The organism is Lentzea indica, assembly GCF_012184385.1.
Classification (GTDB): Bacteria; Actinomycetota; Actinomycetes; order Mycobacteriales; family Pseudonocardiaceae; genus Lentzea; species Lentzea indica.
This window is the reverse complement of the sequence record NZ_VSRL01000386.1, coordinates 1-6,019: the sequence shown is the minus strand read 5'-3', so window position 1 is coordinate 6,019 and position 6,019 is coordinate 1. Positions and strand designations below refer to the sequence as shown.

General features: G+C 69.3%; 5 protein-coding genes. 3 read left to right on the top strand and 2 right to left on the bottom strand.

Annotated features, from left to right (window positions below; all coding sequences use genetic code 11):
• From FXN61_RS46520 to FXN61_RS46510, 3 genes are all read left to right on the top strand, one after another.
• The coding region (locus FXN61_RS46520; RefSeq protein WP_167980204.1) for an ATP-binding cassette domain-containing protein at nucleotides 1–509 on the top strand (509 nt) is incomplete at its 5' end.
• Complete coding sequence (locus FXN61_RS46515) at nucleotides 502–1,506, top strand: ABC transporter permease (RefSeq protein ID WP_167980203.1); 1,005 nt, start codon at nucleotides 502–504, stop codon at nucleotides 1,504–1,506. The genes FXN61_RS46520 and FXN61_RS46515, both read left to right, overlap by 8 nt.
• Before the next feature lie 35 nt (nucleotides 1,507–1,541).
• A complete protein-coding gene (locus FXN61_RS46510; protein ID WP_167980202.1) occupies nucleotides 1,542–4,400 on the top strand; it encodes a glycosyl hydrolase family 95 catalytic domain-containing protein in 2,859 nt (952 codons plus the stop codon).
• A 2-nt stretch (nucleotides 4,401–4,402) separates the two neighbouring features.
• Here FXN61_RS46510 and FXN61_RS46505 read toward each other — a convergent pair whose 3' ends face one another.
• The gene (locus FXN61_RS46505; protein ID WP_167980201.1) at nucleotides 4,403–4,936 is read right to left on the bottom strand and encodes a DEAD/DEAH box helicase family protein; all 534 of its coding nucleotides are present in this window, start codon (nucleotides 4,934–4,936) and stop codon (nucleotides 4,403–4,405) included.
• A 13-nt stretch (nucleotides 4,937–4,949) separates the two neighbouring features.
• Nucleotides 4,950–6,019: amylo-alpha-1,6-glucosidase (locus FXN61_RS46500; protein WP_281360880.1), on the bottom strand; the 1,070-nt coding region annotated here is incomplete at its 5' end.

Below are 6,019 nucleotides of genomic sequence, written 5' to 3'. Positions count from 1 at the left end.
CGGGCGTCGGGTTCGTCCCGCAGGACCGGCACCACCAGGGTTACGTCGCGCAGATGTCCGTGGCGGACAACGGAACCCTCACCATCCCGGACCGGCTGGGCCGCGCGGGTTTCATCGACGGCCGCCGCCGGGACGGCCTCGCCCGCGCCATGATCGGCAATCTCGCGATCAAGACACCGGGACCGGAGCTACCGGTCTCCGGGCTGTCCGGCGGCAACCAGCAGAAGGTCGTGATGGCCCGTGCGCTGGCGAACGACCCGAAGCTGCTGGTGCTGATCAACCCGACGGCCGGCGTCGACGTGCGGTCCAAGGAGTTCCTCCTCGGCAAGGTCGGGGAGATCGCCGAGTCCGGCGCCGGCGTGCTCGTCGCCTCCGACGAGCTCGACGACCTGCGCAGGTGCGACCGGGTCCTGGTGGTGTTCCAGGGCCGCGTGGTCGCCGAGATCCCCCGCGGCTGGCACGACCACCAGCTCGTGGCCGCGATGGAAGGAGTCGACCTCGATGGCTGACACGACAGCCGTGACGACGGCCGCGACCGGCAGGCGGATCGCCTTCGCCCGGCTGCGCGACCTGGCGCTGATTCCCGCGATCATCGCGATCGCGGTCGTCGGCCAGCTGGTCAGTCCTGTCTTCCTGCGCGGCGACAACCTGATCAACGTGCTGCAGACCATGTCGGAGATCGCGATCTTGGTGCTAGCGCAGACGCTCGTGCTGATCGTCAAGAAGATGGACCTGTCGCTGGAGTCCACGGTCGGGCTGGCGCCCGGTGTCGCTGCCTGGCTCACCGTGCCGGTCGGTGCGGGCCACGGCCTCGGACTGCTGCCCGGCGGCTGGTCGGTGCCGGTCACGCTGGCGGTCGGCGTGCTCGTCGGCGTGATCAACGCGTTGTTCATCATCCGGTTCGGGCTCAACGGTTTCATCGTGACGCTCGGCATGCTGATCGTGCTGCGCGGCATCCTGACCGGCATCTCGGGAGGCCAGACGTTCTTCCGGCTGCCTCCGTCCATGCTCTACCTCGGCACGACGGAGTGGCTCGGCATGCCCGCATCGGTCTGGCTGTGCCTGATCCTGTTCGCCGCGGGCATCGTGCTGCTCGGCTTCACGAGCTTCGGCCGATCCCTCTACGCGATCGGCGGCAACGTCGACGCGGCGAGGGCGGCGGGCATCCGCACCGGCCGGGTGCTGTGGATCGTGATCGTGACGGCGAGCCTGCTCGCGGCGCTCAGCGGTCTGCTGTTGTCCGGACGGCTCGCCTCCGTCGCCTCCGCGCAGGGCAACGGGTACATCTTCACCGTGTTCGCCGCCGCCGTGATCGGTGGCATCAGCCTCAACGGCGGCAAGGGCACGATGTTCGGCGCCTTCACCGGCATCCTGCTGCTGTTCATGATCCAGAACGTGCTCACGCTCGCCGGCGTCCCCGCCCAGTGGATCGGCGCGCTCAACGGCACGATCATCCTCATCGCGCTGGCTCTGTCGCGCGTCACCGGCGGCAAGGTCCAGGAGTAGTCCCCACTCTGCATTCACGGGACAAGGAGTTTTGCGTGACGGACACCCCCTTCAACCGCAGGCGCTTCCTCGCCGCCACCGCACTGACGGCCGGAGCCGCGGCGTTACCCGGTGGCCCGGCGAAGGCCGCGGTGCCACCGCAGATCACGTTGCCCGACCGCGGCATCTACGACACGAGCCCGGCATCGTCCTGGGTGGACGGTTTCCTCACCGGCAACGGCGAGTACGGCGCCGTGCTGCACGGCGCGCCCGCGGCCGAGCGCGTGATCTTCAACTACCACCGGCTCGTGCTGCCCAACGGCACCCGTTCCCTCACCCCGCCCGTGCTCTCCGGGCGGCTCAACGCCGTGCGGGACAAGGCACTCGCCGGTGACTACGACGGTGCGAACAAGGACTTCGCGGCCGGCTGGTCGCTGCGCTGGACGCAGACCTACCACCCGGCGTACGAGCTGCGGATCGCCACTCCCGGCCTGACGGTCAACAACTACGGCCGCGTCACCGACTTCCGCACCGGCGAGGTCACCTCCAGCTGGACCGACAGCGCCGGCACGTGGACGCGCAGGGCGTTCGTCTCCCGTGCCGACAAGGTGATCGTCCACGAGCTCGTACCCGCGACCGGCCGCACGGTCGACGCCACGCTCAGCGTCAGCACCGCACTGGACGGAGCACCGTCGAGCGTCAGCTACACCACCCTGGCCACCATCTCGAACGGCAACGGCTACCTGAACCTGCGCGGCACCTACCCGTCGGGGCAGGGCGCATTCGGCTTCGAGGGCGTCACGAGGGTCGTGGCCACCGGCGGCACCGTCACCGCGAACGGCGCCACCATCGTCGTGGCCGGGGCGAGCAGGTTGCTGCTGCTGACGAAGCTCGACCAGTACGAGTCGGCCGCGTGGGACGCCAAGCCGTTGCACGCGGCGCTGGCCGCGATCGGCGCCGACTACGCCGCACTGCGCTCGCGGCACACCGCGATCCACACCGAGATGTACGACCGCTCGCGGCTGGACCTGAACGTGTCCGACGCAGACAGGAAGCTGTCCACCAGCGAGCTGATCACCCGGCAGAACAACAACAAGAACGTCATCGACCTCGCGTTGCTCGAACGGCTCTACGACAACGGCCGCTACCTCTTCATCAGCTCCAGCGGCATCCTGCCGCCGCGGCTGACCGGTATCTGGACCGGCACGTGGTCGGGTGCCTGGGCCGACGACTTCACGACCGACGCCAACGTCAACCTCCAGGTCGCGGGCGGCAACATCCTCGACACCACCGAGGCCATGCAGGGTTACTTCAACCTCATCCTCGGCCAGTTGGCGCACTGGCGCACCAACGCGCGAAACTTCTACGGCGCCCGCGGTTTCATCGCCCCGACCCGCACCGACGGCGAGTACGGCCACATGCTGCACTTCGACCCCAGCTTCCCCGGCCAGACCTGGACCGGCGGTGCCGACTGGCTGTTGTACCCACTGCTCGAGTACTACGAGGTCACCGGCGACCAGGCGTTCCTGCGCGACAAGCTCGGCCCCGCGCTGATGGAGCTCGCCCTGTTCTACGAGGACTTCCTGACCCGCACCGACTCGAACGGCAAGGTCATCTTCGTACCGTGCTTCTCCGCGGAGAACGCGCCCAGCAACACCGGCGTGATGCTGAGCATCAACGCCACCGGCGAGATCATGGCCGGCAAGCACGCCCTGCAGGCCGCGATCTTCGCCGCCAACGCGCTCGGTGTCGAACAGGGCGGCGGCCAGGGCGTGCAGCGCTGGAAAGCGTTGCTGGCCAAGATGCCCGCCTACCGCGTCAACAGCGACAACGCTCTCGCCGAGTGGTCGTGGCCGGGCCTGGACGACCAGTACCACCACCGGCACGTGCAGCAGCTGTACGGCGCCTGGCCGTTGCACGAGATCAACCCGGAGGAAACTCCGGACCTCGTCCGCACCGGGCTGCGGGCGCTGGAGGTGCGCGGCGACCAGAACATCTCCGCCCACGGCAGCCTGCACCGCGCGCTGGCGGGTGCCCGGCTCAAGGACGGCGGCAAGGTCTACGGCAACCTGCGCAAGATCATCGGCAACAACATGGTCTTCAAGTCGCTGATGACGTCCCACAACCCGAACCTCGACATCTACAACGCCGACGCCGCCAACGCGATCCCCGGCGTGCTGGCGGAGGCGTTGCTCTACTCCCGGCCCGGCGTGCTCGAGCTCCTCCCCGCCCTGCCAGGACAGCTCGCCAAGGGCTCGATCACCGGAATGCGGGCCCGAGGCCGGATCCGTGTGCACAACCTGAGCTGGGACCTGCCGGCACGGACCACCACCGTGTCCGTCACCTCGGCCATCGACCAGACCGTCACGCTCATCAGCCGGCGCGGCATGGCGTCCGTGACCACCACGGCGCCCGTCGCCCCGTCGTCGCTCGGCCCGCACGCCAGGCAGGTCACGCTGGTCGCCGGGCAGCGCACGGACATCACGGTGTCCCTGCAGGGCGGCTGGTGCCGGCTCGTCAACCGCAACAGCGGCAAGGTGCTCGACGTCAACGGCGCCGGCACCGCCGACGGTGCCAAGGTCATCCAGTGGACCTCGACCGGGAGCGTCAACCAGCAGTGGCAGCTCGTGCCCAACGCGGACGGCTCGTTCCGCCTCACCGCCCGGCACAGCGGACGTCTCCTCCGCAGTCCCGGTTCGAGCCAGGGCGAGCAGCTCGACCAGTGGTCGGACACCAGCAGCGACAACCAGTGGTGGAAGGTCGTCGACGCGGGCGGCGGGTACGTCAACCTCGTCAACGTGCGCAATGGCCTGTACGTCGACGTGGACGGCAGCTCGCAGGCCGATGGCGCCAAGGTGATCCAGTGGCCCGCCAACGGCGTCGCCAACCAACAGTGGCAGATCGTCTGGGTCTGAGGTCAGTGCCAGTTGGTCGCCGCGATGACATCACGAGCGATCACGTCCACCGGGCGTCCGTCGGTCGGTATCCGAACGGCGTCCGGTGGCGCGGCGCTCTCCAGGTGCACGGCCATGGTGGTGCTGCGACGAAGATGCGCGTCCAGCTGGCCGCCGATCTCCCGCGCGCTCAGGCGATCGCGAGCGGTGGCGTCCTGCGCGGTGAGGAGCACCGGGATGATGCGGGGCGTGCCGCCCATGGCCCTGGCGATCAGGTCGGGTTCCAGGATCGAGACGGTGTTGGTGTAGATGAGCCGGCGATACCCGAGAGCGGAGTAGTTGCCCCAGAGGGCGGCGAGGTTGGCCTCCGTCATCTTCGTGCGGGCCGGATCGTCCGGTGGCGCGGGAAACGCCTGGTCGAGGTTGTCGCCTTCGACGAGGCAGTGCGAGACGCCGGCGGACTGCAACTGGGCGGAGACCTCCCAGCCGACGGTGGTCTTGCCCACGCCGGAGCGTCCCGCGATGAGCAGTGCTTCAGTGTGAAAGGGTTCAGGCACAGGGCATTCTCTCTCAACCGAGGCGGCGTTCGGCGTCCTCGGCGAGAAGGAGGTACGCGCCGGCCGTCCACGTGTAGGCGCGGTCGCGCAGTCCCTCCCCGGTGAGGGCGTCGAAGTTCTCGGCGAACCCCGACTTCTCGCACGTGGCCCGGAACCGCGCGCTCACCTGGTCGGCCAGCTCGACCGCGCCACCGCGGCGCAGGCCGTCCTCGATCAGGACGGTGGCGGGTGCCCACACCGGTCCCCGCCAGTAGCCGTCCGGTTCGTAGTGGCTCGAGTTCGGCAGCTCGGTGGCCAGGCCGACGGACGTGAGGTGCGTGGCGATGCCGACGCAGAGGTGGTCGAACACCTCCGGCGGCAGGTGCTCCCCCAGCACGACGGGCATCAGGTCGAGCAGGCTCGCACTGCGGCGCCTGGTCCCCGTGGCCACGCCCTGACTGACGAACTCGTTGCCCTGCCACAGTTCTTCCAGCATCGCGGCCAGCATCACGTCGGCCTGCTCCGCCCACCGAGCGGACGTGTCGCCCACCGCCGAGGCGAGTGCCGCGAGCTCTTTCAGCTGCAACACCAGAAAAGCGGCGAGGTCGGCGGAGCGGACGAGGCGTTCCTCGCGGAACACCGTGGCGTTGTCCCAGCCGCTGTCGTTGCCGTGCTCGTAGTGCGCGAGCCGGCTGCCTGGTGCGCGACGGTGGTCGAGCCAGAACGACGTCCAAGCCGAGAGTTGCCGGTACGCCGCAGAAACGTCGGGCAACCCGCCGGGCAGGCGTTGGCTCAGAAGGGAAAGCGCCCAGCCATGAACAGGGGGTTTGACGAAGTTGCGCAGCACCTCGGAGTGGGTGACCGAGTCCGGCAACGCCCCCTCGGCGTCCTGGTGGTCGAACACCACCTGGAACTGCTGCCAGGCCAGCTCGGGCGCGCCGGAGGCCAGTGCCAGCGCGGTGAAGCAGTGGTCCCAGCTCCACACCTTGTCCATCCAGTGCTTGGACATCAGCACGGCGGGGCGGCCGACGAGCCCGGCCGGGTGCACGGTGGCCGACCACAGCACGTAGCAGGCGAGCTCGGCGGCCGGGGTGCGGTCGCCGC